We start from the raw sequence: 26,923 nt of genomic DNA, 5'->3' as shown, positions 1-26,923 counted from the left end.
CCTAACATTTGGGTGCGTCACTAGCTGCCTACTGTCACGGGGACTCCCGTTTCGAGGCTCCTGTTGGTTGCTTCCACGATGGCCACGATGCTGAGGATTTCGGGCAGCGGCACATTGGGCCTGCCGCTGCGGCACGATTCCACAATGTCCTCAAGGAGGCCCACCAGCATCGGGGGCCCGGCTTCGATCGAGAAGGTGGCCAGACCCTCGGTGGTTTCAATCCGGCCCAGCGTGTGCGGGGTCCATTCGGATTCGCCGCTCATGGTCGCCACCCGGCCGTCGCCCCAGTCGACCGTCACCGAGGTTGGCCTGACAGCCGTTCCTGGCCCCTCGGCGTCGACCATTGCCTTTCCGGTGCGGGTGGCGACAGAACCAAGCGCCGCAACGGCGAGGTCCACCAGGTGCACGCCGTACCAGGCGAAGCCGGGGTGGCCCGGTTGGGTTGGAAGCGGACCGTCAAGCCACACCTGTCGAGCGGTGGCAGAACCAAGAGCCCTCTGGAATTCCGGCGTGAATCGCTTGGGTGACCCGGCCAGTACCAAGGAACCGGAAGCCCGGGCCTGGGCGAGCATTCGTCGTGCCTCAGCGAGAGTCGGGGCGAAGCGCGTGTCCACGTAGATCGGCTTGCCGTATCGCACCACCCGCTCAAAGTAGCGCGGGTGCGTCCGTGCATCCGAGGACACGATCAGTAGGGCGTCGCAAGCCTCGGCCACCGCTTCCGGCGAGTCGCACATGGTGACGCCGAGCCCGCTCACCTCGTCCGCGAAGCTGCCGATACGGTCGCGGCTCAAAGGAAAGTCCGACGACGCCTCCCCCTTCCAAGCGTGCGTCACCGTGCCGCCGGGGACCACGCCGTCGATGCCATTGCCGAAGAGACGCGTAAAGGAAGGCGCGTGCGGGGAGTCGACCCCGATGAGCCCAAAACGGATCGGCGCGGCAGAGGTCATCCTTTGACCCCGCTGTGCGTGATGCTGGCGACGATGTGCTTTTGCAGGAGGGCGAAGATCACCAGGCACGGGATGAAACTGACCAGTGTTGCTGCCATAACGTTGGACGTGGAGGCGGTCTCGGTGTTCAACGTTGCCAAGCCCACCGTGAGCGTCCTGGCTGCGTCCGACTGGCCCACCACCAAGGGCCACAGGAGATCATTCCAGTGCCACAGGAAGACGAAGATTGCCAGAGTCGCCAGGACGGGACGGATCCAGGGGAGGACGATCTGCCAGAACGTCCGCCATTCGCCGGCACCGTCGATGCGGGCGGCATCGAAGAGTTCCTCGGGCATGTCCCGTACGAACTGCCGGATGAGGAAGATCGCCTGGGCGTTGGCCAGCGTGGGCAGGATCAGCCCCCAGAGGGTGTTCACCCCGCCCATTTTGGAGATGAGGATGAACGTGGGGATCAGGGTGGCTTGGACGGGCACCATCATGGTGGCGATGATGGCCCACAGCAGCGCGTTCCGTCCCGGGAACCTCTTGCGGGCCAACGCGTAGGCGGCCATGGATGCCGTGAGCAACACAACCACCACGGACACAGCCGAGTACAGGAACGAGTTCCAGAGCCAGAGAGGAAACTCGCCCACGTTAAAGATGCGGACAATGTTGTCCAACGTCAGCGACGACGGCAGCGCATACGGCAACGTGGGCGCGTCGGCGGGGGAAAGCGCCAGCACTGCAACGGCAATGAGCGGTGCAACGGTGAAGAGCGAGATTACTGCCAACACCCATGTCAGGGTGCGCTGGCGGCGCTTCTCGGTATTCCGCCGGGGACTATGCCCGGCGGGGCCTTGGACGGGACGTCCGGCGGGGTGACGCCCACCAGCTGGAGTGGAAAGGGTGGCGGTCACTTGGAGTCCTTACCTTCGAAGAAGCGCTGCTGGATGAGCGAGAGGATGAGCACAATGACGAACAGCACCACGCCGATGGCCGATGCGTAGCCGAAGTCGAAGAACTTGAAGCCTTCATCGAACAGGAAGTAGATGAGGCTGTGGCTGGCCCGGGCGGGTCCGCCTCCGGTCATCACGTAGATGGTGTCGAAGACCTGGAACCCCACGATCGTCTCGATGACCAGGACGAAGAACACCACGGGCTTCAGGAGCGGCAGCGTCACGTACCAAAACGATTTCCACGCGCCGGCCCCGTCAATGCGGGCGGCTTCGTGGACTTCAGCGGGCTGGGCTTTGAGGCCGGCCAGGAAGATCAGCATGGAGTAGCCGAAGCCTTTCCACACTGACACCACGGCCAGGGACAAGAGGACCAGCAGTTGAGGGCCTGAGGTGAAGGGAACGGGCCCCATGCCCAAGCTGCCCAGTGCGGCATTGAGCGGACCGTCGGTGGAGAAGATCCAGGTCCAGATGATGCCGGCCATCACGAACGAGCTGAGGTACGGAATGAAGAGCAACGCCCGGAAGGTGCCGGTGAACCGGACCAGTTTGTCCAGGAGGACGGCCCCGGCCAGTGACACGGCGATGATGAACGGAACAAAGATCGCCACGTACAGGAATGTCACGCGCAGGCTTTGCCAGAAGTTGGGGTCCTCGGCCAGGCGCACGTAATTATCTGCGCCTAGGAACTCGAAATCACCGTTGAGGCTGTACTCGGTCAGACTCATGGCTCCGGCCCCAAAGATGGGGAGGAATTTGAAGAGGCCAAAAATGATCAGCGTGGGAAGCACGAACAGGATGCCGGCCAGCGCCTCGCGGCTGCGGGCTTTCTTGGCCCCGAAAGGCTTGAGCTGTGGGGCCGTCAACTCGGGATGTCGGCCGGCCAGCGTGTTTCTGGTTCGGGTGTTTATGGACATGGGGTGACCAATCGGTGGTGGGGCCGGGCTTAGGATGCCGAGCGCTGCAGGATGCCGCGGGCTTCCGTGGCTGCACGGTCAAGGGCTTCTTTGGCGGTGACATCACCGCGGAGGGCGGCCTGGATGTTGGGAGCCAGGGCACCCATGACCTGGCGTGCAACAGGTGACGATTCTCCGGGGTTGGCGGTCTTCAAAGCTTCTGCCATGGCCAGGGAGTCCGCGTCCGTGCCCAATGCCGCGGCGTCCGTCCGGGTGGGGAGGTTTCCCGCGGCGGCATTGAGGGCCTTCTGGGACTCGGCCGAGCTCAAGTAGCTCATCACCTTGTATGCGGCTTCCCGGTTTTCCTTCTTGTTGATGGAGGTCAGTGCCAGCAAACCGGGGTTGCCGTAGGTCGCCTGTACCTTGCCCTGCAACGGAGCGCCCAGTGCAACGTTTTCGGCCCCGAGCGCGGCGCGCATCTGCTTCAATTCCGGCAATGACGTGGTGGCCCGCATCGCGGCCTTGCCGGTGGCGATCGGAGCACCTTCAACCTTGGGTCCATCGGTGGCCGCATCCGCGGGAAGCCCGCCGAGCTTCTTCAAGTCGATCAGTAACTGGAGTGCCGAAACACCGGCCTCGGAATCGAAAGCGATGTCCTTGGCGTCATCGGTGAAAACCGTTCCGCCGGCCTGCCACAGCAGCGGATAGAAGGACAGGTTGAGCGTCTGCTCGGGGCTTCCGGCGTAGTCCATCACGGCAACGCCCTCCTTCGCCAGAACCGGCGCCGCGCTGCGCAGGTCATCCCAGGTCTTGGGCAGCGGTACTCCTGCGTCCGCGAAGATCTTGGTGTTGTAAGCGGTGGTGTTGATGTTCTGGAACAGCGGAACGCCAAATACTTCGTCGTCGAACGTCGCGGCCTCCAGCGTGCCGGGGTAGAAGCTGTCCTTGTCCTGCTCAACAGCCTTATCTACTGGCAGCAGGCCGCGGACGTTACGGTACGTGGCTGCTTGGTCAGGCGTAATAAGTACGACGTCGGGTCCCGAGCCGGCGGCAAGCGCCGCCGAGATCTGGGCGTCCCGCTTGTCGAACGTCTGGAGCTCGATGGTCAGGTCGATTCCGGGGTTGGCCGTCTCGAAGCTTGCCTCAGTGTCCTGCCAGAACTTCTTGCTGGCGGTCTCGTCCTTGATGACGGGGTACATCCAGAGCGTCACCTTGCCGGTGGCCTGGCCGCCGTCGGACGTTGACGAACCGGCTGAACCGCAAGCGGTGAGCGTCAAAGCCGCGGTAACGACGACGGCTGTGGCCAAAGTGGCGGTGCGCATTTTTCGAGTAAACATGGTGACTACTTTCGGGTGAGGGTGGCTTCGTGGATCGCGTCGAGGGCGAGCTTGTGGCGGCTGGCTGCTACGGGGGCGGTAAGGAGGGGATCGCCGCATTCCCGCATCCAGTCGAAGAGGGTTGCGGAGAGATCCCTGAGGATTTCCGACTGCTCCGGCTGGCCTGCGATGTTGTCCAGTTCTTCTGGATCCACGGTGAGGTCGTAGAGTTCCAGCGCCGGGCTGGTGCCGATGGTTGGCCCGCCAAGGTCTGCCGGTAGGCTGCGGTGAATCCAGGATTGGGTGGGATCCATGGCGCGTGGTGCGTTGGAGAAGTTGACGATCAGCTTGTGCGTGGATGTCCGCACTGATCGTTTGGGGTCGTAATACGTGTGGTAACTCAACTGGCTGAAGCAGTGGCTTCGCGGAGCCTCGCCTGCTTCGACGGCCGGACGCAGGCTGGCCCCGGCGAGGCCTTCCGGGAAGGGCAGTCCGGCCAGCTCCAGCAAGGTGGGCAGGACGTCCACGTGGCTGACGATGTCCGTCACGCGTTTCCCGGACCATGCCGCGTTGCCGGGGTGGCGAAGCATCAGCGCAACGCCCAGTCCGGCGTCGTACAAGGTGCATTTGGCGCGGGGCAGCGCAAGGCCGTGATCGGTGGTGAACAGCACCAGTGTCTGGTCTCGGAGGCCCAACGAATCGAGTTCCGCGAGAATGCTGCCCACGCCTTCGTCCATGTGCTTCACGGCGCCCTGTAGTTCGGCGATTTCCTCGCGGGCGCCATCGTTGTCCACCAGGTGGGCAGGGACTGTATGCCCCCGCGAGACGTCCGGGTTCACGCCGTCGGCCAGGAACCCCATGACGCCTGGGCGGTCCCGTTCGGACGGCACCCGGTGCGGTTCCGTGAAGCCCACTTGAAGGTAGAAGGGACGGTCGCTGCCGGACATCCGACGCAGTGCGTCAGTGGCGCGATGAACGACGACGTCCCGCGCACCTCCCGTACGGGCACGGTCGAAGCCAAGCCTGCCGGCCACAATATCGTCGGCCAGAACCCGGGATTCATGGTGCACGCCAACCAGCTCGGTCTGATAGCCGGCCGACTTCAACCTGTAGGCGATGTGCTGGGAGGGTTCCTTCAGGTCCCAGCCGAACGGCTCGTGGGTGAGGCCCAGGACGCCGTTGCTCTGCGGATACGTCCCGGTGAACAGTGAGGCGCGGGCAGGGCTGCAGTGCGGGGCCGTTGCGAAGGCCTGTTCGAAGAGGGTGGATTCGTCTGCCAGGGCGTCCAGGTTGGGTGTGGAGACGGTCTCCACGCCATACGTGCCCAGGAAGCGGCCCAGATCGTGGCAATGGATCAGGAGAATGTTGCGCATTTTCAGCCCATTCGTTCGAGGTCGGTGCGGGTGAGGGCGTGTTCCAGGGGTTCGCCGCTGATGTAGCGGCGGAGTTCGTCAACCACAATGCCGCCGGCCCGGCGCCTGGAGTCCGCGGTGGCCCCTCCGAGGTGGGGCGTAAGGAGCACGTTGGGCAGCGAACGCCAGGGGTTGTCCGTGGGCAGGGGCTCGTGGTCGAAGACGTCCAGCGCTGCATCAATCCGGCCCGAGTGGACCTCTTTGTAGAGGGCATCCATGTCCACGATGGTGGAGCGGGCAGTGTTCACCAACGCAGCCCCGTCCGGAAGCAGGGCAAGCTCGGCAGCACCGATGAGACCTTCGGTTTCCGGAGTGGCCGGAGCGTGGATCGCCACCACATCGCTGCCAGCCATCAGATCGTGCAGGTTTGCTGAGTGGGCCGCGAGGGGATCTCCCGCGGGAATGTAGGGGTCGTAGACGGACACCTTGGCGCCGAGTGCCAAGCAGGCGTCAATGTAGCGGCGTCCTGTCCTGGACGCTCCAACTACCCCAACGCGGGCCCCGGAGATTTCGCGGGCCCTGCTGACGTTGCGGGCGTCGTCCCAACTGGCTCCCGTCCGGAGGCTGTGATCCAACAAGTGCACACGGCGCAACAGATTCAGCGTGAAGGTCAGAGACAGTTCCGCGACGGCCGGTGCCATGGCTGCGCCCGCTTGGGAGATGGGGATGCCGGCGGCCCAGAAGTCGTCGCTGACCAGGGCGTGCAGCGAAGACGCTGCATGGACGACGCACTTGAGGTTCGGCGCCGCTGCCAAGTGTTCGGCGTCGAGACGGGGGAATCCCCAAGCGGTGATGAATGCGTCCTTGTCTGCGGCAGCGGCCGCGAAAGCATCCAAGGACTGGAGCTCGGCGGGGGCGATTTCAGTGATGTCGCCCAGCTCGCTGAGGGCAGTGCGGGTTTCGGGAGAGATGAACGCTGCCCGTTCGGCGTCCGGGATGCTCAGCAGGATCCGCAGCCGGGCTGCTGTGGGGGGCGAGCAGGGTGATGCAACGCCTTTGTTGATGTTCATGAGACCGAGATTGCCAGCTTCAATATCTTTTGTCAATGACTAAAGTAAGTACAATGGGCAGTGTGAAGACATCCGGACCGCGGATGCCAGAATGGGGGAGATCCCTTGCGACGCAACAACAGGAGCCACGAGCTATGAAGCCACGCGCAGGCAGCAAGGCCCTGATCCGCGAGATCAACGAGGCCCTGGTGCTGGACATCGTCCGCACACAGGCGCCGGTATCCCGCGCCAAAATCACGATCCAAACCGGTTTGAGCGCAGCCAGCGTCACCGGGATCACCGGCAAGCTGGTCCTTTCCGGGCTGCTGGTGGAAACCGAGATTGCGCCCAGCACGGGTGGCCGTCCGGCGCGTCTCCTGGAGCTGGGGCGCGAAGGCGTCTTCGCAGCTGGGGTGAGACTGTCCGCCACGGAGGCACACGCCGTCGTGGTCGATTTGCGCGGTGACGTGGTGGCAACGCACAGCGAGCCGTTGGCATCCACCGAGCCCGACGAGGCGGCAGCGGCCGCTGCCCGGGCTGTTCGATCCGCGGCAGGGCAGATGGAGTCCAGGCTGATCGGGGTGGGCGCAGCCGTTTCCGGCGTGGTGGATCAAGCCGGCGGTCTGGTGCGGCATAGCGGGGCGATGGGCTGGACTGACATCAAATTCCAAATGCTTCTTGAAGAGGCTGTGGGCCAAGCCGTCGTCGTGGACAGTTTCGTCAACGCCTACGCACGCGGTCTGCTGTTCGACGACGTTTTCAAAGGTCGCGAAATGCTCATCTTCAGCGTCGGCACCAGCTTGGGGGCCGCCGTCGTGATTGAAGGCCGCATCCAGCGCGGCTTCAACGGCGCGGCTGGCGGCTTTGCCCATTCGCGTGCGATCACCGGACCCGGACCGGCCAGGCCCTGCCACTGCGGAGCCGAAGATTGCTGTGAAACCCGCGGCAGCCTGTGGGGCATGCAGCAGGAGCTGGAGCGAAACGGCCAGAACCGGAAGATAGACCCCGACGTCGATTCCAGCCTGATTGCCGACGCCGCCTTGCATCTGGGTATCGGCATGGCGAACGCCGCCAAGGTCCTCGGGCCCGAGCAGGTAGTGGTGGGCTTCGCGCCCGAAGCTAATCTGGGGACGTTTGCCGAGCAGACCAAGCACGCGTTTATGAGTCAGTACCTTCACGCCAACACTCCGCCTCCACTGTTTGATGCAGCCGTTGCAGATCCTGTGGCCCTGGCCCGGGGTGCTGCGTGCTCCGTGCTGGCTGGCCTGTTCACAGCTAGCCCAACTGGGTAGCAGCAGATGTCGTTTTGAGGGTTCAGAACGGCATCTGCTGCTACTTACATGGGGCTAACGCCGCATGGTTTGCATGGTCTGCTGATCGTCGATCCGGACAAGGTTCGGGCCGCGCAGCGTATAGAGCAATCCGTCTTCATCCGCCGTGATGTGCGGTCCGCTGTACCAACCGCCGTTGATGTCAGCAACAACAACAGAGGCGGCGAAAGTGATCGGATCTATGCGGAACACCGTGGTGTCGGAGACGCCGTAGACAATCCCGCGGCTGACCTGAAGAGCTCCGAAGTCCGTGCACACCGCGCTCAGGTCACCCCGATGAACCACCTGCCGTGTATCCAGATCGATCACGAACAGGCCGGCAGCCTTGCGGGACATGCCGTAAAGGAACTTGCCATGGATCGCCATCGCCGCAATGCCCTGAGGCTGCCCTGGATCCAGGCGCCACAACTCCTGGTTGGCCACGGGGTCCCAAGCCACCACGGTGCTGCGGGGACCGGTGGCGTAGATGTTGTCGCCACCCAGGTAGGCCACTCCGTCCTTGGTCGCCACGGCACGGACCATCTGGAGGGCATCGATCGGGTTGACCTTGGTGATGACCTGCGTGGTGGAAGGCTTGTAGGCGGCGAAGCAGCCGCCACCTCCGGTGTCGTTCTGGGCTCCGGCAATGACCAGCCCGTTGACTGCGTCCCAGCAGACATCCAAGGGGCGGTTCTGCCCGGCGGGCAACGCGGCCACTTGGTAGGGCAGTTGCCCGGTGGCGGGATCGTAGGCGTAGATTCCCCGCGAGTTGTACTGGCCCGTGTAGAGGACACCGCCTACCATCACGGCGTCTTTGGCTTCACCTGTTGCCCGGAGATAGGACACCTGTTCCGTGGCCAGTTGGTGCCTGGCAATGGTTCCGGTGCCGCCCACATAAACGTCCCCGGCGCCCGCTGCGAGACCCATGCATAGCTGAGGTCCGCCCGGCGCTCCGGCCTGTTGGAGGTCATGCTTGACGGCGGTCTTCGCCACGGGATCGATCTCAATGACGTCATAGGAAGACACTGTGAGCGCCTTGCTGCCGTAGACATCCAAGCCCCACATGGCACCCACATCTTCCGTGAGGATTTGAGTGATCTTCTTGGTGACCATGTTGTAAGACCACACGCCCGGTTCCTTGACGAAGAAGACGTCGTTGCCCAGTTGCCTGAACATGACGCCCGTCTTGGCGATGATGGTGTACTGGGCGTGGTTGGCAAGGTTGATCAGCACGGACTTACCGGGGCCCTTGACCCCCACTCCGAGCTGCCCGTTCAGCACGCTGAGGGAGGTGACCGAGACACCGGTTGCTACTTCTGCCGGCAGGATGTTGGTTGACGTCTTCGTGGTCCGGTCGAAGGCGAACAGGCGGCCGGGACTTGATCCGTTGCCGCCTCCCAGCGTGCTGCCCGTGCCGAAATACACGTGGCTGGCAGTGGCGGCCACAGCTTGGGCAATGGTGGCTCCGGGGTCCGGTATGCCCCAGCTGGTCATGGCATTCGTGGCGGGATCGAATTCCCACAGGGAAGGTGCATTGGTGGTTAGCCCTCCGCCGGCAAGGTGGACCTTTCCGTCAGGGGCCACGGCCAGGGCCCGGATGTCGCGGTCTCCGGTTTCGCCCACGCCCACTGCCGGCACGTTGGGCGTGCTGAGGTCCCAGCGGTACAGGTTCGGCTTTCCATCGATTCCATCGCGCAGAACACCTGCGTACAGGTAGCGGCCGGTGGAGTCGGCGGCCAAAGCCTGGATGCTGTACCCCGAGCCGAGGTCTGTCCGTGACGTGATGGTGCCGGTGGGGAGGTGGTATCCAATCACCCGTACCGGGTTCAGGTTGCGGGACCCGATGTAGACGGTGTCGCCCACCAGCAGTGAACTCATGAGGGAAAACTGAACGACGGCGGGTCCAAGGTCGGTGATCTGCGGGGCTCCCGTGGTCTGCCTGCCTGGAGCGGCTTGGGCGGCGCCGGAGGACATTGCCGACAGTGCTACGGCGAGCCCGCCGATGCCCCCGGTCTGCAGCAATTGACGACGATTGATGGCGAAAGTGGACATGGAAGATCTCCTCATTGAGTGTCCCGTGGGGTGGTTCCAAGAGTGTTATCCGTGCTGTGGGGACGTTTCCGGAGGCGTCCTGTGCACTCCATCCAGCGTTTCAGCCAGCCATCAGTAAATCCATGATTCGAACATTTTCAGACATCCCACGTGTGGTGGTCCGCAGGGTCAGCACGCTGGTGTTCCCGGCGGAAACCGCTTGGCGAGGACCCGGTCTTCTTGGTGAAGAGTCGGCTGAAATAAGCGGGATCGTCATAACCGGTGAGGGACGCGATCCTTTGAACGGGAAGGTCCGTGTCAGCCAGCAGCGACTGGGCGCGCTGCATCCGGAGTTGGATGATGAGCTCCTTGGGACCAACACCGGTAGCGCTCTGCACTGCCTGCCGGAGCTCTGGAACCGGGACCTTGAGCGAGGCGGCCAGCTGGGACAACGTCAGCGGCAAATGGGCCGCTTCGCGAAGTGCGGAGAGCAGCCTGTTGTCTTTTGCCCGGGCGTCGATGGTGACCGGACTGGGCTGCGTGCCCGTCTGGACCAGTACCCGCTGGCAGAGTACGGAGGCGTCCAGATCTCCTTGTGGTCCACCTGTTAGGAGAGATTGGCGGAGGGCGGAAAAAAGTCCAAGAGACTCCTCCAGGCCGACCTCCGAGGAGCCATCAAGCTGCACGAGAGCTTGGCTCCGCACGAAGCACCCCAGCTCCTCCAATGCCCTCGCCGTAGGTCCGGTGAACAATAACCAATGCTCTTTCCACCCCATCGGCCCAGGTCCATACCCGTGGCTGACTCCGGGGAAAAGCCGAATGATCGCAGGAGCCTGGACCGTGAAACGCCTGCTGCCCACAGTGAAGTGCCCGGATCCTTCGCTCACCAGCACTATGGCATGGCTGCTGAGGGTTCGACCGGCAAAGGACGGCAACATCCCACTCTGCTCACCGGCACCCAGGCACGCGAGGCCAAGATCCCTCAGGGGAGACGCCGGATGCCGGTATGTTGACCAATCGTCCATGGGCCAATGCTGCCCCGGCCAAGGGCGCAAAACAAACGCCAACGGCAAGCCGGCCCCACTCGCCAAAAAGCCTCACAAAAGTCCAAGTCTTCAGAAACCGGAGTCCATTCACGTGACCGCCCACCACTGCCACAGTGGACACCATGTTGACTTCGAATGGCTATGTTTTGGACGAATCGGAGACCCGCCTCGCCGAGCTGGAACCGGTACCCCTTTCCGAACGTGGAGATCGTGACGCCCTGTGGTCAAGGCTCCGCAGGGACGGATACCTCTACTTGAAGGGGCAGCTCAATCCGCACCATCTGATGGATTTCCGCGAGTTCTACTTTGCATCCCTGGGCGAAGCCAACGTGTACGCGGCAGGAACGGATCCCCGTGCGGGCATTGCGGCGCCCGGGGACGTGGACCGTGCTGCGTTGCGCCGGGGCCTCTTCGACCACATTGTTCCCGGGCCGGAGTATCAAGCACTGTGCACTGCAGAGGGGATTGCCGACTGGTTCGCCTGGTTCCTCGAAGATGACGTCCATCTGCACCGGCGAAAAATCATTCGCCACACCAAGCCCGGTGACAGCGGCATAGGAACGGCCACCCAGGCTCACTACGATCTTGTGTATCTCCGCGAAGGCAGTGATCGTGTGTTGTCCATGTGGATTCCATTGGGTGATTGTCCGCGAGAGCGGGGTGGCTTGGCCTATCTCGAGGGCAGCCACCACTGGGTGATGGCGGAGGAGCGTGAGGGGACGCTGAAGATGCCGGCCGCCTCCATCACTGCGGACCTCCCCGGGCTGGCGCACGAGCGGGACGCCCGGTGGCTCGTGACCGACTACGAGGTTGGTGACGTGGTGGTCCACTCGGCGCATATTGTCCACGCGGCCCTGGACAACGCCGACCTCAACGGCACCATGCGTCTTTCCACCGACATCCGCTACCAGCGCGTCAGCGAACCCATCGATTGGCGCTGGCAGGAGCACTGGAATTACGACGACGGACTATAACCCGCCGCACCCCCGGCACCCTTACTGGGGCTGCCGGGCAGCGCCCCGCCACCACGTCACGGTTGCTTCAGCGGCCTGCGCCAAGGGGGTCGGCTCGAGACCCAGGAGCTTCTGGCTCTGCGAGGAATCCATCACGAACGGGCGCTCAAACTGGTACAGCAATTCGGCAAGCTCGCGCATATCCGTCGAGAAAACTCCGGCGATCCGCAGCACCCATCCGGGCACGGCGCTCACCTTGGGTGCGGCAACGCCTGCGGCCTGCGCATGCGCTGCGGCCATCTCCCGCTGGGTGACTGCCGGGCCTGTGGGGGCGTGCAGCACAGTGTTCCACAGCTCGGGCTGCCGGGCTGCTGCGATCATGGCGGCGGCCAGGTCCGGGACGTACGTGAAGGAATGCAGCTGGTTGATTGACCCGATGAACTGCACTGCCTTGCCCGCCAGGATCGGCGTCACCATCCGCTCCCCGGCATGTGCCATCTTCACGCGGGGTCCGAAGAAATCGCCGGCAACAACGCTGACGGTGCTGGCCGCATGCGCCTGCCGGGCTGCCAGCAGTGCGGTCCGGATGCCGCGCTTGCCACCGGTCGCTTCCCGCGGGCTCGATTCCGTCATGATCCGTGCCGGCTCGCTGTACGAGTACAGGCTTTCCGGAAAAACGACGACGGCGCCCGCGGCTGCCGCGGCATCCATCACCACTTGCTCGGCGTGGGGGAGTTCGGCGGCCCACGCTGCTGCCCGGTAGGCGGAGCCGTGGATGCAATGGAAGACTGCGGCGGCGCCGTTCATCGCCTCATCTAACTGCGCAGGATCCGAGACGTCCGCCCGGACCCGTTCTATCAAGGGATGCTCCGGGCCGCTGCCCGAGCGCGTCAGCACCCGGACTTGATGACCCTGCTCTGCCAGTTGCTCCGCGACGGTGTAGCCAACGGGTCCTGCTCCTGTGACGACGTACATGGGTGCCTTCTTCTAGGTCTCGAGGTCGGATGTTAATCCGAGAGCACTGCTCTCTGAATTCAGAATGACTGAGCACATGTCGAAAGTCAAGAGCACTGCTCTCATTTGTTGACAGCGCTCTCCCTTGTGGCAGGCTTGGGGGTATGACCACCGCTGAATTGCCGAAGGCCAAACCGCCCACTCCCCGCGAGCGTGCCCGCACTCAGACCATCGCAGACATCGTTCGGCTCGGTCGCGAGCACCTTGCTGTTCATGGCGCAGCCGCGCTGTCCCTCCGCGCAGTGGCGAGGGATCTCGGCGTCGTGTCCTCTGCTGTGTACCGCTACGTAGAGAACCGGGACGAACTCCTCACGCTCCTGTTGATCGACGGTTACAACGAGCTCGGCGACGAAGTTGATGCGGCGGTGGACGCCATGCCGGCGCATGACTTCACCGGACAATTCAAAGCGCTGGCACATGCCGTGCGCACCTGGGCAATTCGCGAACCTGCCAGCTACGCCCTGCTCTTCGGCAGCCCTGTGCCCGGGTATCAAGCCCCGGGCGAGCGCACCACGGTGCCAGGAACCCGCGTCATCGTCCGTCTGGTGGGCGTTTTCGATGCCGCCTACCGGGCAGGTGCCCTGGACGCACAGGTGACGTCCGCCGTCGTGATTCCTCCGGCCTTGGCCGAAGATCTGGCCGCGATTCGCACCCAAATGAACCTCGCAGTTCCCGATGCGTCCATGGCGCGCGGTGTGCTGGTGTGGACGTCAGTGTTTGGGGCGGTCAGCTTTGAGGTTTTTGGGCAGTACGGACGCGATACCTTTGCCGCTCGTGATGAGCTGTTCGAGCATCAGTTGGGTGTTCTTCAGGGCGTCGTGGGGCTCCAAGGCTAGGGCGCTACAGTATTCAGATGGCTCGAGGACTTGCAGACATCGGCGCGGAGGGTATTCTTCTCGCCGGTGCGGGCCGCGCGATCCTCCTTCAGATTGCCGACCCCCGGGTCGGTCACGGAGTGGCGGACCACAGCAACTTCGCCCACAGGCCGCAGGACAGGCTCCGGGCCACGCTGACCTATGTCTACGCTGTGGTTTACGGCACCGAAGAGCAGGTCACTGCTGTGCGTCGCGCCGTTAATCGTGCCCACGCGCCGGTCCGACGGACCGCTGACGATGCGTCGGCGGGTTATAACGCCTTCGACGCCGACTCCCAACTGTGGGTGGTCGCCACCCTTTATGACACGGCAGTCACCGTCTACCAGCAGGTTCACGGGCCGCTCGACGACGAAACCGCCGACCGCATGTACCTCGACTATGCGCGGATCGGGACTGCACTGCAGCTTCCGCCCGACAAATGGCCCGTCGATCGCGCCGCCTTTGCCGCGTATTGGGACGCGCACGTGGCAACGTTGCAGCCCGACGAGAAGGCCCGCAAAATCGCCCGCGACTTGCTGTACCCGGCAGCGGGTCCGGGCTTGATGCGCTTGGCCATGCCGCTGGCACGCTTCCTCACAGCAGGTTTGTTGCCTGAGCGCCTTCGTGAAGGTTTCGGATTCGACTGGAGTCCCGGCCATGCGCGGCGCTTCGAACGGACCATGCGCCTGGTGGGACGCGTTTACCCGCGGCTGCCGCAACGAATCCGCCACTGGCCCAGGGACTATTACTTGAGCCAACTCAAGCCAGGCAAGGCTTCCCACAATGCGTAACTTCACCTCCGTTGAGCAGTCCATCGACGACGCCGCCCACCGATACCTGGACCGCGCCCGCGGGGGACGGCTCCGGGAAGGGCTCACCGAGTTTGTGGTGTTCGGGCTGAAGCAGGCCTGGGCATGTGTGTTCGGAGCGGCTTTGCTCGCGGTAATCATCGCTGCCCGGCTTTGGTACCCGGACAACGCGGGCCTCGCAAGGAACGACTTCCTGACCATCGCCGCGATTGTGATCCAAGTTCTGATGATCAGCTTCAGGCTCGAGACCCTCCGGGAACTCCGGGTGATCCTGTTGTTCCATGTGGTGGGGACAGCGATGGAGTTGTTCAAGACGGACGTGGGGTCCTGGGCATACGAGGCGGAAGGTGTCCTGCGGATCGGGGCCGTCCCGTTGTTCAGCGGTTTTATGTATGCCGCTGTGGGTTCCTACATGGTGCGTGTTTTCCGGCTGTTCGACCTCCGATTCGACCGATACCCGCGGCGGTGGATCACGGCCCTCGTCGCTGGCGCGATCTACGTCAACTTCTTCTCCCACCACTACATCTTCGACGCACGCTGGGTGCTGCTTGCCGCCGTCGTGCTTGTCTACGGACGGTGCGTGATGCACTTCCGGGTGTTCCGGCGTCGCTTCCGTATGCCAATCCTGGTGTCGTTCCTGCTGGTGGCACTGTTCATCTGGTTCGCCGAGAACATCGGTACGTGGTCCCGCGCCTGGCTGTATCCGAATCAGCTGGACGGTTGGCAGGCGGTTTCCATCGACAAGCTTTTGGCGTGGTTCCTGCTGATGATCATCTCCGTGGTACTGGTGGCGTGGGTGTACAAGCCGGAGCCGCTGGGCGCCACTCAAGCCGCTGACGCGGAGATTCCTAGGCTTCGCCGCGTATCGCCCTGAGTGCAGCGCGTCGCGCCTGAAGCAAGGGCTCGACGTCGGACACCCGGGTTAGGCGGACGGCTTCCGGTGGAGGCGGGTTGCGTTGAGCGTTGATCACGATGCCGAAGCCGCCGAATGTGCCCGCAGCGAGCCAAGAGTTCTGTCCGCGCCAGAGCGTTACGTCTGCGGGCGTGCCGTCAACGGTGATGTTGAGCCGCTCAGCGGCGAGGGCGTTGAAGGTTGCGTCCTGGCGTTGAAGCTCTTCCAGGTTGTGCGGGATTCCGGCTGATGCGCGCCACCGGTTCCTGGCAAGCGCGCGCGGGTCCTGGGGTGTGGTGATCACCTCGACCAATGGGCCCGCCTGCGAAAAACCGTCGCCGTGGGACACCCCGCCTTCGCTGCCGTCCAACTGCCAGGATCCCAGCATGACGGGGACGTCCCAGCCCTCTAGACAGAACAGCGGGAGAAGGTGCGCGCCGTCGCGGACTTCTTGATCCAACCGGTCGTTCATCTCCCAGAACTCGTCCGGAGGCACGTATCCAGTGATCTCCATCGGGCCAGTTTGTCAGTTCACCGTAGGCGAAACCACCCCCTAAGCCGTGTGATTCCGGGGATTTCCAACCGTCAAAAAGCAAAGTTGAGCGAACTTGACTCAACTTTGGATTGACTTAAATCTGAGGCTGAGTACAGTTGAGTGCAGAACGCTCAACTAGCCGATTGTTGAGTGGGCTCCCGGCAGTGAAACCGCTCAGCGGGCCGCTGTCAGGTGCAATCTCCAACATCGGCCATTGAAAGGAAAACAAGATATGTCACGTGCAGTAGGTATCGACCTCGGAACCACCAACTCCGTGGTCTCTGTTCTCGAAGGTGGCGAGCCCACCGTTATCGCCAACGCAGAAGGCGGCCGCACCACGCCGTCCGTCGTTGCGTTCTCCAAGTCCGGCGAAGTCCTGGTCGGCGAAATCGCCAAGCGCCAGGCCGTCAACAACATCGACCGCACCATCGCTTCCGTCAAGCGCCACATGGGCACCGACTGGAACGTTGCCATCGATGACAAGAAGTACACGCCGCAGGAAATCTCCGCGCGTATCCTCATGAAGCTCAAGAACGACGCCGAGAGCTACTTGGGCGAAAAGGTCACCGACGCTGTGATCACCGTTCCGGCATACTTCAACGATGCCGAGCGCCAGTCCACCAAGGAAGCCGGCGAAATCGCTGGCCTCAACGTCCTCCGCATCGTCAACGAGCCCACCGCGGCTGCACTGGCATACGGCCTGGACAAGGGCAAGGAAGACGAACTCATCCTGGTCTTCGACCTCGGTGGCGGAACCTTCGACGTCTCCCTCCTCGAGGTTGGCAAGGACGAAGACAACTTCTCCACCATCCAGGTCCGCGCGACCGCCGGTGACAACCGCCTCGGTGGCGACGACTGGGACAACCGCGTGGTCGAGTGGCTCCTGAGCCAGCTCAAGGTCAAGGGCATCGACCTCTCCAAGGACAAGATCGCCCTCCAGCGTTTGCGTGAAGCTGCTGAGCAGGCCAAGAAGGAACTGTCCTCCTCCACCAGCACCAACATCTCCCTCCAGTACCTGTCCGTCACCCCCGACGGCCCGGTCCACCTGGACGAGCAGCTGACCCGTGCCAAGTTCCAGGACCTCACCAAGGACCTGCTGGACCGCACCAAGAAGCCGTTCCAGGACGTCATCGCTGAAGCCGGCATCAAGGTTTCCGACATCGACCACATCGTGCTCGTAGGTGGCTCCACCCGTATGCCTGCCGTCTCCGAGCTCGTCAAGGAACTCGCCGGTGGCAAGGAGCCCAACAAGGGCGTCAACCCGGACGAAGTTGTGGCCGTTGGCGCCGCACTCCAGGCCGGTGTCCTGAAGGGCGAGCGCAAGGACGTCCTCCTCATCGACGTCACCCCGCTGTCCCTCGGTATCGAAACCAAGGGTGGCGTCATGACGCACCTCATCGAGCGCAACACCGCCATCCCCACCAAGCGTTCCGAGACCTTCACCACCGCTGACGACAACCAGCCGTCCGTGGCCATCCAGGTCTTCCAGGGCGAGCGTGAATTCACGCGCGACAACAAGCCGCTGGGCACGTTCGAACTGACCGGCATCGCTCCGGCACCTCGCGGTGTCCCGCAGGTTGAGGTCACCTTCGACATCGACGCCAACGGCATCGTCCACGTGTCCGCCAAGGACAAGGGCACCGGCAAGGAACAGTCCATGACCATCACCGGTGGCACGGCGCTCTCCAAGGACGACATCGACCGCATGGTCCGTGAAGCCGAAGAGCACGCTGCAGAGGATAAGGCCCGCCGCGAAGCTACGGACACCCGTAACTCCGCAGAGCAGCTCGCCTACTCCGTGGACAAGCTCATCGCCGACAACGACGACAAGCTGCCTGAGGAAGTCAAGACCGAGGTCAAGGCCGACGTCGACGCCCTCAAGTCCGCCTTGGAAGGCACCGACGACGCCGCTGTAAAGACTGCGTTCGAGAAGCTCCAGGCTTCCCAGACCAAGCTCGGTGAAGCCATCTACTCGCAGGCCGCCGCAGCTGACGCTCCGGGTGCCGGTGCAGAAGGCGCTCCCGCCGGTGACAAGGCTGCCGACGACGAAGACATCGTTGACGCCGAAATCATCGACGAAGACGAAGCGAAGAAGTAGCCATGCCTCACCACGGCAACGAAGCAGAGCATTCAGAAGGCAACGAGCCGCGCAAGCCGGTAATCCGGGACAACCGCAAGGTTGACCCGGAGACCGGGGCAGCCCGTCACCCCGATAGCGAAGCTGCAGCTCCCACCGAAGGCAACGCCGCTCCCACGGACGGCGACGCCCTCTCCCAAGCTGAGGAAATCCTCAACGGGGTAGAGGTGCCGGCCGAGGAATCGGTAGCCCCCGGTGCCGCGGCTGAAGCCCAGGCAGCGGAGCTCCGCAACGACCTCCTCCGCCTTCAGGCTGAGTACGTCAACTACCGCAAGCGCGTCGAACGCGACCGCGCCGTAGCAGGAGAGATGGCCGTCATCGGCGTCCTCAACTCCCTGCTCCCGGTGCTGGACGACGTCGACGCCGCCCGCCAGCACGGTGACCTCGAAGACGGCCCCTTCGCCGCCATCGCAGCCAAGCTGGAAAACGCGCTGAAGACGTACGGACTGGAACGCATCGCGGACACCGGAGTCGAATTCGACCCCACCATCCACGAGGCACTCATCCAGCAGCCCGGCGAAGACATCGAGGTTGACACGGTCAGCCAGGTGCTGCGCTCCGGATACCGCTCCGGCGAGCGGGTCCTGCGTGCAGCCCAAGTGATCGTCGCGGTTCCGGCGTAGTCTCACGTTCCGCCTTCGCGGATGAGGGGCCCCGCCCCTACGCCGGGTGGCTTGGGATCTTCGATCCAAAGCCACCCGGCTCCGGTAGGCCCGAAGCCACTCCCGGGCCCCCTCATCCGCTACGGCTTCGAGGCAGTCTCGCCGTACGCTTTGTTTGTTTTAGAAAGGAAACGCTCTTGGCCAGCCAGGACTGGGTTGAAAAGGATTTTTACGCGATCCTTGGTATTGCCAAGGACGCGTCCGACGCGGATATTAAGAAGGCTTACCGCAAGCTAGCCCGGCAGTACCATCCGGATACTAATGCCGGGGATGCTGCTGCGGAGAAGAAGTTCAAGGACATTTCCGAGGCTTACTCGGTGCTGTCGAATCCTGAGGACCGGCAGCAGTATGACGCCATCCGCGCTATGGGTGGTGCCCGGTTTGCTCCGGGTGCCGGGGCCGGGCGGGGTGGCGCCGGGGCCAATGGTGGGTTTGAGGACCTCTTTGGTGGTCTGTTTGGGGGCGGGCCGGGTGCTCGTCAACCTGCAGGCGGCGGCATTCCTCCGGAGTTCGCTGACCTGTTTGGAGGTGGCTTCGGTGGCGCCGGCCAGACCGGTTTCCAGCGTGCCCCGCAGAAGGGCGCGGACAGGACGGCAACCACCTCCATCTCGTTTGCCGGCTCCATCAAAGGCACCACGGTGAGCCTGCGTGAGAGCAACGGCAACGTGATCGACGTCAAGATTCCCGCCGGCATCAAGGACGGGCAGAAAGTCCGTCAGCGCGGCAAGGGCAACGCTGGCCCGGCCGGCAACGGTGACCTCATCATCACGGTGAGCGTGAAGCCCCACGACTTTTTCCACCGCGACGGCGACAACATCCGCATCCACGTCCCCGTCACGTTCGCGGAAGCGGCGCTTGGCGCCACCATCGAGGTCCCAACACTCGAGGGCGACACCGTCAAGGTGCGCGTCCCTGCCGGGACACCGTCGGGCAGGACACTCCGGGTCAAGGGCCGAGGCGTAAAAACGTCCAAGGCGACCGGCGACCTGCTGGTGACCATCGACGTCGCGGTCCCTCAGAACTTGAACAAGGAAGCGGAGGAAGCCGTGAAGGCGTTCGCTGCCGCCACCACGGACGCGAACCCGCGTCACGACCTGGCCGCGAAGGCCCGGTTGTAAGGAGACGGTCATGGCAATCGACGTCAACCAGCCGATCTTTGTCATCTCCGTCGCTGCGGAGCTAGCCGACATGCATCCGCAGACGTTGCGCCAGTACGACCGCTTGGGCATCGTCTCGCCCAGCCGTGCGCCCGGCAAGTCCCGCCGCTATTCGCAGAACGACGTCAACAAACTGCGGGAGGTCCAGCGCCTCTCGCAGTCCGGCGTCTCTCTTGAAGGCATCAAACGAATCCTCGATCTCGAAAACCAGGTTGCTGCGCTGCAGTATCGGGTAGCTGAGCTGACGGAGGAGTTGTCGCGTCGGCGCTCACCCGTGGACGCACGCATTTTCGCGGCCGGAGCGGCGGGCGACGTCGTTAGCTTGGCCCGCGGTCAGCGCCCCCGGGCGCGGTCGCAGGCAGTTGTGGTGTGGAGGCCGCGGCAGGGAGACTAGCTTGGGCTAAGCGCGGCTGGGCGCAACACTGTCGAGCAGGAGACAGGGCCGCATGCCATTGTGGCAGGCGGCCCCGTTGCTTCAGCTCCGCATGCTGGCCGGGAGTTCCGGGGTGGCCGCCTGTGTGTTGCTGAGTGACTGCAGGCGCGTCGCAACCACGCTCATTTCAGCAATGTTGGTTCGCGGCGGGAGGCTGATCGCGCAGTGCACCGCTTCTGCAATGTCGTCCGGGTGGATGGCCCAGTCCCTGACCTCTCGAGGCGGCGGGCTGGGGTGCAGGTCCAGGATGGGAGTGTCCACGATGCCTGGCAGGATGCTGCAGACGCGAATGCCGTTGCCGTGCTCGTCGCGCGATGCGCCCCGGGCCAGACCCAGCAACGCGGATTTGGACGCGCCGTAGGCTGCCCCGCTGTGGTCCGGCCAGCTTGCAGCGATGCTGGAGATGATCACTACGTCGCCCTGCCGTTCCCGCAACTGATCGAGCGTCGCTGACAGCAAGGTGAAGACGCCGTAGACATTGGTCTTCATGATGCGGTCGAAACTCTCGTCGTCGAGCTCGGCCATTCGCCTGCGTGGGACGTTGGTCCCCGCAGCGCAGACCAGAATGTCAATGGGATCCGTTTCCGCGAGGTGCGCCGCCAGAGCCCGCGCTCCCGCAGTGTCGGCAACGTCCAGAGCGTGGGTTACCAGCTGGCCAGTGACCAGATGCTCGGGGCTTACCGCGTTCAAAGCTTCCTGCCTCCGCGCGACGCCATGTACTTTGGCGCCGGCGGCGAGGAGCCTGCGGACCACGCTGGCCCCGATGCCGCTGCTGGCGCCGGTGACAAGAGCTACTCTGCCCTCAAGATTCCTGTCCATCGTTCCTCCTCTGCCGGGGCTACCGGCAATGTTCCGTTCAGGGTGGCGCGGCTTTCTCGTGTTGATTCCGCCCAAGAACCAAATTATCACTTGACAGACACTTTGTCCGCATGATGGTGTTGGGTGCAGAACGTGGGCCTTCCGGCGCACAACCAGGCCACCTTGCGAAACTTGCTATATGGCGTAGCTTCGCACTGGCCCTGGTCACAACCGAGTCAAGCCACAGAGTGTGGCTTCCCAACACGGGAGCATTCAATGACGATTGTTGAGCAGAACACAGCCCAACCGAAAAGCAGCCCGGAACGGTTGCGCCTACAACGCAAATCCCTGCTCGCCACGGGCGTAGGAAACTTGCTGGAATGGTTTGACTGGACCATCTATACCGTCGCCTCGGTCTACATCGCCGGCAGCCTCTTCAACTCCAGCAACCCTATGTCTGCGCTGCTGAGCACGCTGGCCGTGTTCGCCGTCGGTTTCCTGATGCGTCCCATTGGCGGGCTGGTGTTCGGTCCTCTGGCTGACAAACTCGGGCGACGCACTGTCCTGCTGACCACGATGTTCCTCATGGCGGGTGCGAGCCTGGGGATCGCCCTCATTCCCTCGTACGCGGCAATCGGCAGTTGGGCATCTCTCCTCCTTCTGCTGGCCCGATTGATTCAGGGCTTTGCGCACGGCGGTGAGTCGACGACGTCTTACGCGTACATCGCTGAAATCGCCCCGGCCAAGCGCCGCGGTCTGTGGTCAAGCACGGTCTTCATCGCAGTGGGGTCAGGATCCCTCCTGGCGACGCTTTTCATGGCGGTACTGACCGGCCTGATCAGCAAGTCGGAAATGATGGAATGGGGCTGGCGAATTCCCTTCGCAGCCGGTGCGCTGCTGGCTGTGGCTGCACTGTGGTTGCGCCGCGGCATGATGGAAAGTGAGCATGTGGCCGTTGCCCAGGCTGGCAGCGCTGCGCCCCCGTGGAGCAAGAAGCAGGTATTTGCCGCAGGCGTGAAGTTGTTCCTTTACGAGGCTGGATCTACGCTCACGTACTACACGTGGGTCACCTCGGCAGCTATCTATGCAATCGGCGTCAGGGGCATGGATCCGGGCCAGGCGTTCGTGATGAGCGTGATAGCACAGGTGGTCTATATCGCTTTCCTCCCGGTCTCCGGCTGGATCTCCGATCACTGGGGAAGGAAGATCACAACCCTTATCTCCCTGGTGGGTATCGCAGCCACGGTATTCCCGCTCTGGGGCCTGATGACCAGCGAGCCATGGACGTTGCTTGTTGCCCAGACAGCAGGACTGTTGCTGGTCGCCTTTATTACAGGTTCCAAGCCGGCAGCGATTTCAGAACAGATTCCCACCCGTTACCGCACCAGGATCTTTGGCGTTTCCATCTCCCTCGGCGTGGCTGTCTGTGGCGGTACGGCGTCCTACCTCAGCACTTGGCTTTACTCGATTGGCAGTGGCTGGATCTTCAACCTCTATGTCATCGCAGTTGCGGCGGTATCCAGTGTTGTGGTCCTGAAGTGGAAGAACAACACCGGCGTTCCCCTGGATCAAATCTAGTACTGCCCACATCACACAGTTCCCGGCGGCGCCACTGGCACGCCGGGAACTGCCGTATCCGGAAGGAATCATCATGATTACCACCCTCCCCGCGACCGCAGCCGCGGCTGTCCGCTCTTCGATGGATAAGCGGAGCATCGAGATCAGAATGCAGGAAACCCCGCGGCTTCGAGCCGGCGAAGTGCTCGTAGCAACGGAATACTGTGGTTTGTGCGGGTCCGATCTCCACATCTGGAACGGCGACGATGGGTACGGCTGGGTTCCGTGCGGTACCGTTCTGGGCCACGAGATTGTGGGGACGATCGTCCAGAGCGAGGACCCCGGCGGCCTGAAGCCAGGGACCCGCGTGGTGGCCATCGCCCAGTCCGGCTGCGGGGACTGCGCCGCTTGTACGGCTGACTACGCGAACGGCTGCCCGGATAAGGTCACTTTGGGCCTGACGCGCGACGGGGGCGCCGCACGTTTCGTTCGCATCCCCGCATCCCAGTTGCTGGCCGTACCCGACGCTGTGCCCGCCCGGACGGCGGTGCTGACAGAACCTCTCTCGGTTGCCGCAAGGGCGGTTGCAAGCCGTGGGCGCGTGACAGCCGAGGACACCGTAGTTGTCAGTGGTCCCGGCACCATCGGGATCCTGTCCGCAGTGGTCTGCCAGTATCTCGGTGCCCGTGTGGTGCTCAAGGGGATGACCCAAGACGTGGCAGCACGGGCCGGTCTCGCCGAACAGCTGGGGCTGGACCTGGTGGATACCCTTCCCCCCGGTTTCAAGCCAAACGTGTGGATCGAAGCTGCCGGAGCCTCCGCGGCCTTGGCCGATGCTGTCCGTGGGCTTCCTGTCCAAGGGCGGTTGGTGGTGGTGGCACTGTATGGAGCGCCGCCGGTGTTGGCAGCCAACGATGCCGTGCGGAAGGAACTGGACATCATCACCAGCTACAGCTCGCACCGCCCGGACTACGGGCTGGCACTGGACATCCTCCAGACATATCCCGGGTTGGGGGAGCTGCTGGTTGAGACGGTGCCGCTCAGCAACATAGCCGTTGCCTTCGACAAGGTGGGCCGGGGCGCTGCGCCGAAGATCGCCGTCGAACCCTGATGCCTCGTGAACGCAGCAAAAGGGCGGCCGGAATGTTCCGGCCGCCCTTCCTGGGTGTGTGGCTGCTAACTGAACGTGCCGTCGATGGTGAGTCCGCCGTCGATCTTAATGACCTCGCCGTGGATGAACGACGCGTCCGGGGAGAGCAGGAAAGCGATCACGTTCGCGATTTCTTCCGGCTCGGCAAGCCTCCCGAGGGGAGTCCGTCCCAAGAGAACCTCTTGGTTCAATGTGCCGTTGCGCAAGCCGCTACGCACCATCTCCGTATTTACGTAACCGGGAGCGACTGCATTGACGCGTATCTTATGGACGCCCCATTCAACGGCCAAGGTCCTGGTCAGTCCCAGCATCCCGGTCTTGGCGGTGGCATAGGCAGATCTCCCCGGCAAGCCAAAGGTGGACCCTACTGACGCGATGTTCACAATAGAGCCACGGCTCGATTTGAGGAGTGGAAAAGCCGCCTTTGCCGTGAGCATTGAACCCGTCAGATGAATGTCCAGCAGACGCCGCCATTGTGCGATGTCCAGCTCCTCGGCAGGCTGGCGAAGGATGTTTCCGGCGCAGTTCACCAAACCGTCCAGCCGGTCCGTTTCGCCCGCGACGGCACCCAGGAGGGCTTGGACGCTGATCTCGTCAGCCACGTCGACGCCGAACCCAAGGTGGGGGGAGGCCGCGGGAGAAAAGGAATTGAGTTCTTCTGCCAGGTCCTTGGCCGGCCCCTCGTTGAGATCGGCCACGAGGACCCGCCAGCCGCGGTTTGCCAGGGTATGTGCCACCTTGGCGCCGATTCCTTGTGCCCCGCCAGTGATCAGGGCCGTCTGTTGTGCGTTCATGAGATGCTCCCTTGTTAGGTTTTGTGCCTCAGAGCTTGCTGAGGCGGAAGGTTGGATCAGGCTCTTGGAAGGTGGCGTCCGGCGCTCCTTCGAGGCTGCCCAAGGCTGTGGTGGAACGCCCGACGGCGAGCGCGCCCCAGGCGGCGGAACGCGCCAGCGCTTCGGTGAAGGCTGATCTACGATGATGTGCTCCGGTGGGCCCTCCGTGGTCGAGGGAGGTTTCGCTGAGGAATCCGGCAAGTGCTGCGTCGCCAGCACCTGTGGTATTGACCACGGGGGTCTGTGGCGCCCGGGCCCACAGGACGCCATCCGGGCCTAGCCCGATGAGTCCATCTCCGCCCATGCTGGCCAGCACGGTGCCGGTGCCCGCGTCGCCGAGGGACCGTGTTGCTTGGACTCTGTGGGTGAGGCTGCTCATGGGATCAGCGCCCTCGCCTAGTCGTCGGCCAGCGCGTGCCGGACCTGGCCGGCTACGCGGGCGGGCGAGAGCCCGTATTTGTCCAACAGGTAGCTGTTGGGAGCGGACTCGGACCATGCGTCCGCAAGTCCCAGCCGAGTGACCGTTTTGCCCAGCGTGGTGCTGGTAACCAGCTCACTTACCAGCCCGCCCAGTCCTCCAATAATGCTGTGTTCTTCGATAGTGAAGATTGGTGCAGGGCCTGAGAGGGCAGATAGCAGAGCAGCTTCATCCACGGGTTTGAGGCAGGGAACGTGAACCACCCGGGCTTCGATTCCTTCTTCGGCGAGCAGAGCTGCAGCATCCATGACACGCGAACTCTGGACACCTGTGGAAACCAGAAGTGCGTCATTGCCCTCGCGCAATACATGTACTGTTCCCGGCGTGAATGCATGGCCCGGACTGAAAATGTCGGAAACGGCGTCCCGTGCCAACCGCAGGTAGACGGGACCGTCGTGGTCTGCCGCCCATCGGATAGCTGCTTCGGCTTCTATTGCGTCGGCCGGGGCGATCACGGTCATGCCCGGCATTGCACGCATGATGGCCAGGTCCTCAATGTCCTGATGGGTCTTCCCGCTGCTGCCGTTGAGGAGGCCGGAATAGGAGGCGGCGATCTTGACGGGTGCTCCGGTCTGGGAGACCAGCATGCGGATGGGGTCCAGAGCGCGGTGGGTTAGGAATACCCCAAAGGTGGATAGCCATGGACGGAAACCCAGAGTGGACAGGCCAAAGGCAACGCCCACCATGTTCTGCTCCGCGATGCCGATTTCGAAGAACCGGTCCGGGAACGCGTCGGCGAACAGGTCAGCTTTGGTGGACGTGGCAAGATCGCCGTCCACCACTGCAACTCGGCTGTCCGTCCTGGCAAGATCTACAAGGGTCTGGCCCCATACGTCGCGTTGCGCCTTCACTTTGCTTCTCCTTCGAAAACCTGGCCGAGTTCAGCGGCTGCGCTGGCCAGTTGTTCCGGTGTGGCAATGCCGTTGTGCCACTTGTAGGTGCCCTCGGTAAAGGACACGCCCTTGCCTTTGATGGTCTTGGCTAGGATGACGGTTGGCTTTCCTGAACCCCGTTGCTCACGGACGCGGTCAAAGGCGTCGTGAATTGCGTCGAAGTCGTGCCCGTCGATGCTGATGACGTTCCAGCCAAAGCACGTGAAGACTCCGTTGAGGTCTACGCCGGACCACGGGTTTGAGCGGTCGAACCGGTCATCGTCTTCGGAGACGGGCCATCCATACTGCTGAAGTCCGTTGAGGTCGATGACCGCCGTGAGATTGTCAAGCTTGAAGCGACGTGCCGTGTGGACTGCCTCCCACACCATTCCCTCTTCGAGTTCGCCGTCGCCCAACATGACCCACGTGTGGAAGTCCGTTCCGAGTTGCTTGGCGGCCATTGCCATGCCGGCTCCGGCCGATAGACCCTGGCCCAGGGAACCGCTGGAGCTGTCCACGCCGGGGGTGAGCTTCATGTCCGGGTGGCCTTGAAGTCGCGATCCGCCCTGATCGAAAGTGGCCAGTTCCTCCACAGGGAAGTAGCCGCGGAGTGCCAGGACCGAATACAGGCCAATGGCGCAATGTCCTTTGGAGAGGATGAAACGGTCTCGGGCGGGGTCCTGCGGATTCCCGGGGTCAACAGAAAGTTCGTTGAAGTACAGGGAAACCAGCAGGTCCATTGCGGACAGCGGGCCGCCGATGTGGCCGGCTTTGGCATCCGCCACGGTCTTGATGACGTGCCAGCGGCCAGCGGCTGCAAGCCTCTGGAGTTCGGCCGTTCCGGTCTTGGTTGCTTGCGTTCTTGACATGACATTGTCCTCATCGATCGTGTCAGCAGGTCTACCGCCCA

General features: G+C 63.3%; 26 protein-coding genes. 11 read left to right on the top strand and 15 right to left on the bottom strand.

Annotation, left to right across the window (positions count from 1 at the left end; all coding sequences use genetic code 11):
• Positions 1-20: 20 nt before the first annotated feature.
• The 6 genes from ARUE_RS18690 to ARUE_RS18665 are packed head-to-tail and all read right to left on the bottom strand — an operon-like array spanning position 21 to position 6,513.
• A complete protein-coding gene (locus tag ARUE_RS18690; protein WP_014922880.1) occupies positions 21-947 on the bottom strand; it encodes a Gfo/Idh/MocA family protein in 927 nt (308 codons plus the stop codon).
• Positions 944-1,843: a carbohydrate ABC transporter permease gene (locus ARUE_RS18685; RefSeq protein WP_162486192.1), complete on the bottom strand. Its 900-nt coding sequence runs from the start codon at positions 1,841-1,843 to the stop codon at positions 944-946. The genes ARUE_RS18690 and ARUE_RS18685 overlap by 4 nt, the downstream gene beginning before the upstream one ends.
• Positions 1,840-2,796: a carbohydrate ABC transporter permease gene (locus tag ARUE_RS18680; protein WP_014922878.1), complete on the bottom strand. Its 957-nt coding sequence runs from the start codon at positions 2,794-2,796 to the stop codon at positions 1,840-1,842. Before ARUE_RS18680 ends, ARUE_RS18685 begins: the two co-directional genes overlap by 4 nt.
• Positions 2,797-2,825: 29 nt before the next feature.
• Positions 2,826-4,097 carry a sugar ABC transporter substrate-binding protein gene (locus ARUE_RS18675; RefSeq protein ID WP_162486191.1) on the bottom strand — a complete coding sequence of 424 codons (1,272 nt, stop codon included), beginning with the start codon at positions 4,095-4,097 and terminating at the stop codon, positions 2,826-2,828.
• A gap of 20 nt (positions 4,098-4,117) precedes the next feature.
• Positions 4,118-5,464, bottom strand: coding sequence for a sulfatase family protein (locus ARUE_RS18670; protein ID WP_014922876.1), 1,347 nt, complete (start codon positions 5,462-5,464; stop codon positions 4,118-4,120).
• A gap of 2 nt (positions 5,465-5,466) precedes the next feature.
• On the bottom strand, positions 5,467-6,513 hold the full coding sequence (locus ARUE_RS18665; RefSeq protein ID WP_014922875.1) for a hydroxyacid dehydrogenase: 1,047 nt from the start codon (positions 6,511-6,513) through the stop codon (positions 5,467-5,469).
• Positions 6,514-6,647: 134 nt separating this feature from the next.
• On the opposite strand from ARUE_RS18665, the gene ARUE_RS18660 reads away from it, so the two are divergent.
• On the top strand, positions 6,648-7,784 hold the full coding sequence (locus ARUE_RS18660) for an ROK family protein (protein ID WP_014922874.1): 1,137 nt from the start codon (positions 6,648-6,650) through the stop codon (positions 7,782-7,784).
• A gap of 54 nt (positions 7,785-7,838) precedes the next feature.
• Here ARUE_RS18660 and ARUE_RS18655 read toward each other — a convergent pair whose 3' ends face one another.
• Positions 7,839-9,854, bottom strand: coding sequence for a hypothetical protein (locus tag ARUE_RS18655; RefSeq protein WP_014922873.1), 2,016 nt, complete (start codon positions 9,852-9,854; stop codon positions 7,839-7,841).
• 137 nt (positions 9,855-9,991) lie between these two features.
• Entirely contained in the window at positions 9,992-10,858 is an 867-nt protein-coding gene (locus ARUE_RS18650) for a helix-turn-helix transcriptional regulator (RefSeq protein WP_162486190.1), read from the bottom strand.
• 143 nt (positions 10,859-11,001) lie between these two features.
• Here ARUE_RS18650 and ARUE_RS18645 point away from each other — a divergent pair, with 143 nt between their 5' ends.
• Complete coding sequence (locus tag ARUE_RS18645; protein ID WP_014922871.1) at positions 11,002-11,853, top strand: phytanoyl-CoA dioxygenase family protein; 852 nt, start codon at positions 11,002-11,004, stop codon at positions 11,851-11,853.
• Between the two features lie 21 nt (positions 11,854-11,874).
• Here the strand turns inward: ARUE_RS18645 and ARUE_RS18640 are convergent, their stop codons facing one another.
• Entirely contained in the window at positions 11,875-12,807 is a 933-nt protein-coding gene (locus ARUE_RS18640; protein WP_014922870.1) for an NAD-dependent epimerase/dehydratase family protein, read from the bottom strand.
• A 143-nt stretch (positions 12,808-12,950) separates the two neighbouring features.
• Between ARUE_RS18640 and ARUE_RS18635 the strand changes: the two genes are divergently transcribed.
• The 3 genes from ARUE_RS18635 to ARUE_RS18625 are packed head-to-tail and all read left to right on the top strand — an operon-like array spanning position 12,951 to position 15,383.
• Positions 12,951-13,682, top strand: a complete 732-nt coding sequence (locus tag ARUE_RS18635) for a TetR/AcrR family transcriptional regulator (RefSeq protein WP_014922869.1) — start codon at positions 12,951-12,953, stop codon at positions 13,680-13,682.
• Between the two features lie 17 nt (positions 13,683-13,699).
• Positions 13,700-14,491, top strand: coding sequence for an oxygenase MpaB family protein (locus ARUE_RS18630; protein WP_014922868.1), 792 nt, complete (start codon positions 13,700-13,702; stop codon positions 14,489-14,491).
• Positions 14,484-15,383, top strand: a complete 900-nt coding sequence (locus tag ARUE_RS18625) for a DUF817 domain-containing protein (RefSeq protein ID WP_014922867.1) — start codon at positions 14,484-14,486, stop codon at positions 15,381-15,383. Before ARUE_RS18630 ends, ARUE_RS18625 begins: the two co-directional genes overlap by 8 nt.
• Here the strand turns inward: ARUE_RS18625 and ARUE_RS18620 are convergent.
• Positions 15,358-15,915: a hypothetical protein gene (locus ARUE_RS18620; protein WP_014922866.1), complete on the bottom strand. Its 558-nt coding sequence runs from the start codon at positions 15,913-15,915 to the stop codon at positions 15,358-15,360. The two genes, ARUE_RS18625 and ARUE_RS18620, sit on opposite strands and share 26 nt — an antisense overlap.
• A gap of 253 nt (positions 15,916-16,168) precedes the next feature.
• Between ARUE_RS18620 and dnaK the strand changes: the two genes are divergently transcribed.
• From dnaK to ARUE_RS18600, 4 genes are all read left to right on the top strand, one after another.
• A complete protein-coding gene (gene dnaK, locus ARUE_RS18615; protein WP_011776209.1) occupies positions 16,169-18,034 on the top strand; it encodes a molecular chaperone DnaK in 1,866 nt (621 codons plus the stop codon).
• A gap of 2 nt (positions 18,035-18,036) precedes the next feature.
• Positions 18,037-18,696, top strand: coding sequence for a nucleotide exchange factor GrpE (locus tag ARUE_RS18610; protein ID WP_014922865.1), 660 nt, complete (start codon positions 18,037-18,039; stop codon positions 18,694-18,696).
• A 176-nt stretch (positions 18,697-18,872) separates the two neighbouring features.
• On the top strand, positions 18,873-19,853 hold the full coding sequence (locus ARUE_RS18605; protein WP_014922864.1) for a DnaJ C-terminal domain-containing protein: 981 nt from the start codon (positions 18,873-18,875) through the stop codon (positions 19,851-19,853).
• 10 nt (positions 19,854-19,863) lie between these two features.
• On the top strand, positions 19,864-20,286 hold the full coding sequence (locus ARUE_RS18600; protein ID WP_011776208.1) for a heat shock protein transcriptional repressor HspR: 423 nt from the start codon (positions 19,864-19,866) through the stop codon (positions 20,284-20,286).
• A gap of 81 nt (positions 20,287-20,367) precedes the next feature.
• On the opposite strand, the gene ARUE_RS18595 is transcribed toward ARUE_RS18600, so the two are convergent.
• Positions 20,368-21,144 carry an SDR family oxidoreductase gene (locus ARUE_RS18595; protein ID WP_014922863.1) on the bottom strand — a complete coding sequence of 259 codons (777 nt, stop codon included), beginning with the start codon at positions 21,142-21,144 and terminating at the stop codon, positions 20,368-20,370.
• A gap of 255 nt (positions 21,145-21,399) precedes the next feature.
• Between ARUE_RS18595 and ARUE_RS18590 the strand changes: the two genes are divergently transcribed.
• Together ARUE_RS18590 and ARUE_RS18585 are read left to right on the top strand one after the other, a co-directional pair.
• Entirely contained in the window at positions 21,400-22,701 is a 1,302-nt protein-coding gene (locus tag ARUE_RS18590) for an MFS transporter (RefSeq protein WP_011776206.1), read from the top strand.
• 73 nt (positions 22,702-22,774) lie between these two features.
• Positions 22,775-23,791, top strand: coding sequence for an alcohol dehydrogenase catalytic domain-containing protein (locus tag ARUE_RS18585; RefSeq protein ID WP_014922862.1), 1,017 nt, complete (start codon positions 22,775-22,777; stop codon positions 23,789-23,791).
• Positions 23,792-23,856: 65 nt separating this feature from the next.
• On the opposite strand, the gene ARUE_RS18580 is transcribed toward ARUE_RS18585, so the two are convergent.
• From ARUE_RS18580 to ARUE_RS18565, 4 genes are read right to left on the bottom strand one after another with little or no spacing between them, the layout of a single operon-like run.
• On the bottom strand, positions 23,857-24,624 hold the full coding sequence (locus ARUE_RS18580) for an SDR family NAD(P)-dependent oxidoreductase (RefSeq protein ID WP_011776204.1): 768 nt from the start codon (positions 24,622-24,624) through the stop codon (positions 23,857-23,859).
• A 28-nt stretch (positions 24,625-24,652) separates the two neighbouring features.
• Positions 24,653-25,042 (bottom strand): PfkB family carbohydrate kinase, encoded by a 390-nt coding sequence (locus ARUE_RS18575; protein WP_014922861.1) that lies wholly within the window; start codon positions 25,040-25,042, stop codon positions 24,653-24,655.
• A 17-nt stretch (positions 25,043-25,059) separates the two neighbouring features.
• Positions 25,060-25,992, bottom strand: coding sequence for a transketolase family protein (locus tag ARUE_RS18570; protein WP_011776202.1), 933 nt, complete (start codon positions 25,990-25,992; stop codon positions 25,060-25,062).
• Positions 25,989-26,882 carry a transketolase gene (locus ARUE_RS18565; RefSeq protein ID WP_043470708.1) on the bottom strand — a complete coding sequence of 298 codons (894 nt, stop codon included), beginning with the start codon at positions 26,880-26,882 and terminating at the stop codon, positions 25,989-25,991. Before ARUE_RS18565 ends, ARUE_RS18570 begins: the two co-directional genes overlap by 4 nt.
• Between the last annotated feature and the right edge of the window lie 41 nt (positions 26,883-26,923).

Origin of the sequence: Arthrobacter sp. Rue61a (assembly GCF_000294695.2) — a bacterium.
In the GTDB taxonomy this organism is placed as follows: Bacteria; Actinomycetota; Actinomycetes; order Actinomycetales; family Micrococcaceae; genus Arthrobacter; species Arthrobacter aurescens_A.
Note: the sequence above shows the minus strand (reverse complement) of the source record. Positions and strands in the feature narration are given on the sequence as shown.